General features: G+C 38.4%; 5 protein-coding genes. 4 read left to right on the plus strand and 1 reads right to left on the minus strand.

Annotated elements, in window-relative coordinates; genetic code table 11:
* Positions 1 to 223: transposase (locus IQ224_RS22870; RefSeq protein ID WP_130757148.1), on the minus strand; the 223-nt coding region annotated here is incomplete at its 3' end.
* Positions 224 to 418: 195 nt separating this feature from the next.
* On the opposite strand from IQ224_RS22870, the gene IQ224_RS22875 reads away from it, so the two are divergent.
* From IQ224_RS22875 to IQ224_RS22885, 4 genes are all read left to right on the plus strand, one after another.
* Positions 419 to 1,123, plus strand: a complete 705-nt coding sequence (locus IQ224_RS22875; RefSeq protein WP_002743823.1) for an SDR family oxidoreductase — start codon at positions 419 to 421, stop codon at positions 1,121 to 1,123.
* A gap of 146 nt (positions 1,124 to 1,269) precedes the next feature.
* Positions 1,270 to 2,355, plus strand: a complete 1,086-nt coding sequence (gene hppD, locus IQ224_RS22880) for a 4-hydroxyphenylpyruvate dioxygenase (RefSeq protein WP_002743825.1) — start codon at positions 1,270 to 1,272, stop codon at positions 2,353 to 2,355.
* Between the two features lie 123 nt (positions 2,356 to 2,478).
* Positions 2,479 to 2,673, plus strand: coding sequence for a hypothetical protein (locus IQ224_RS24445; protein WP_231828569.1), 195 nt, complete (start codon positions 2,479 to 2,481; stop codon positions 2,671 to 2,673).
* A 66-nt stretch (positions 2,674 to 2,739) separates the two neighbouring features.
* Positions 2,740 to 2,962 (plus strand): transposase (locus IQ224_RS22885; protein ID WP_130757148.1); only part of this gene is annotated, 223 nt, incomplete at its 3' end.

The following is a 2,962-nucleotide window of genomic DNA, read 5'->3' on the forward strand; positions in this document are numbered from 1 at the left end:
CTACTGTACTTTTAGCTTGGGCGGCAATTATATCTGAGGGGTGAAAATAGGGGGAATTCCAAAAGTCGTAGGTGGCACTCGCTGCGGCTAGATTTCCCGAAGCTTGTGGCACACTTGTACTAGGTTGGCTGGCCAAGTTTTCTACGATACTGATTAACCTTTTCTTTCTTCTGGTGTCCCCTAGGTCTGCATATTGTAATTCTTGGGCTGCCCATTTCTCCATTTTTTTGCTTACCTCCACCTTAATTCCTTCTTTCAAAACTATACCTATCAATCGTTTCCCCTTTTTTTAAGTTTCTTCTCTTTTTGTTAAGAAAGATCTGACTAATGGATAGCCCTTAATCAAGGGGTTGGGACTAGCGATGATTTTCCAGTCGGAACAGTTTACAATAAGATTTGTAAAGAATTATCAATAATTATGAGCGAAAAAGTTGTCCTGATTGTCGGTGCTACGGGGGGTATAGGTGCCACTTTAGCGCGTAAACTAGCTGTTAATGGTCATAAACTCGTATTAGTGGCCAGAAATGCCGATAATTTATCTAATTTAGCCAGTGAGTTGCCTTGTCCCTCGTTAATTGTACCGACGGATATCACTAATCCGACTCAGGTGGAAACTTTGATGGAAAAAATTGTCTCCCATTACGGCCGGTTGGATGTGTTGGTTAATGCGGCCGGAGCCGGTGTGATGAAACAATATAATAAAATCACGCCGGAAGATTTAGATAAAATGCTCGACCTCAATCTGAAGGGGAGTTTTTATACTTGTCAGGCTGCGGCTAATGTGATGAAGGAAAATAAGGCTGGTCATATCTGTAATGTGGTGGGAATTTTGGGTAAGCATTCTATGGCTATGGCTGCCGCTTATTGTGCTTCTAAGTACGGGGTAGTCGGTTTTAGTAAATGTTTGGCCGATGAGTTAAAACGCTATGGTATTAAAATGACTTTATTCTATTTTGGTGGTGTCGATACTCCTTTTTGGGATCAGGTGAGCTTAAAAGTTGATCGCAATAAAATGTTAACCGCTCAAACTGCCGCCGATGCTATCTATTTTGCCATGAATGCTGAACCCCAAGCTGTCCCGATGGAAATTAATATTCAACCCGATAGTCATCTCTTTTTTTAATCCTCAGGAGTCAGGAGTTGGGGTTTTAGGGTTTTAGGGTGTTGGGTTATTAGTTGAAATTCCCCTATCTCCCCACTTCTTCATTCCCCACTTCATAATTCATAATTCATAATTCCTAACACTCAACCACTTTTTTGACTTTACTTATGTTTATTGATCATATTCATTTTTATGTAGAATCGGCCAAAAAATGGCGAGATTGGTTGGTGCGGGTGATGGATTTTCAGGCGATCGCAAGTTTAGTTAATCTCCATACGCACACGGAAATAGTTGGCAATGGCATCCAAAAAGATAAAACTAAACAGATTATTTTTATCTTATCTTCTCCTTTAAATTCTCTCAGTCCCGTGGCGGAATTTTTAGGTAAATATCCTGAAGGGGTGGCGGATGTAGCTTTTCAAGTGGAGGATTTAGACAGTTTAGCTAGGAGAATTAAACAGGATATTTTTATTCAGGAAACTGCTTTTTCTAGGGGTAAGATAAAAAGCTGTCAAATCTCTAGCATTGCTAATCTCAAACATACGTTAATTGAAAGACAGGGAATCACGCCAATTTTAGCCGATCCTAATCTGATTGAGTATGATAGCAAGGAACAATATAATCAGGATATTCTGGCAATTGATCATTTAGTTTTAAATGTTTTTCAGGGAAATTTAGAGTTAACAGCAAATTGGTATGAGGAAAATTTAGGCTTTAAAAAAAGGCAAACTTTTACTATTAAAACGGAGCGTTCTGGTCTTTATTCTCAGGTACTTGTTCACCCCAAAACTGAATTAAAATTACCAATTAATGAACCAGATAGTAACAGTTCTCAAATTCAAGAATTTTTAGATATTAATCAAAAATCTGGCATTCAACACATTGCTTTAAAAACAGAAAATATTTTAAGATTAACTCAAAAATTAAAAGAAAGGAAAGTAGAATTTCTATCAGTTCCCAACAGTTATTATCAACAAATTGACTATCAAAAAAAAGATTTTAATATTGCTGATTGGGAATGGTTAGAAATTAAAAAACAGGAAATTCTCATCGATTTTGAAGAAAATAGTTATTCCCTATTAGAAAAGCCGACTTTACTGCAAATTTTCACTAAACCAATTTTTTCCCAGCCGACTTTCTTTTTTGAATTAATCGAGCGCCGTCATGCCGCTAGAGGTTTTGGAGAAGGCAACTTCCAGGCCCTATTTGAAGCGATCGAACGGGAACAAATACAGCGAGGAACTTTAGATTAGAATCAGAAAAGCGAGCATTTTTCCCGTCAGACTAAGTAGGTAGGTGTTAAAAGTTTTGGCTCTTCGGTTTGTGTTATGCGATGAACTGGGTTTATAGGGGATGGAATCCTTATGTAGAAAGGCATTTGGCGATTTTTGTCAATTGTTTTTAACCTAAAGCGAACTCATCAATTAAGTCTCTTGCCAGATAAGGATTTAGTCAATTTATGCCCCCCTATCGAACCATACCAAGTAACGAAGAGCCAAAGTTTTCAGACACCCCCCTTATCAAGCTATCCATTAGTCAGATCTTTCTTAACAAAAAGAGAAGAAACTTAAAAAAAGGGGAAACGATTGATAGGTATAGTTTTGAAAGAAGGAATTAAGGTGGAGGTAAGCAAAAAAATGGAGAAATGGGCAGCCCAAGAATTACAATATGCAGACCTAGGGGACACCAGAAGAAAGAAAAGGTTAATCAGTATCGTAGAAAACTTGGCCAGCCAACCTAGTACAAGTGTGCCACAAGCTTCGGGAAATCTAGCCGCAGCGAGTGCCACCTACGACTTTTGGAATTCCCCCTATTTTCACCCCTCAGATATAATTGCCGCCCAAGCTAAAAGTACAGTAG

Origin of the sequence: Microcystis sp. LEGE 00066, assembly GCF_015207925.1 — a bacterium.
In the GTDB taxonomy this organism is placed as follows: Bacteria; Cyanobacteriota; Cyanobacteriia; order Cyanobacteriales; family Microcystaceae; genus Microcystis; species Microcystis ichthyoblabe_A.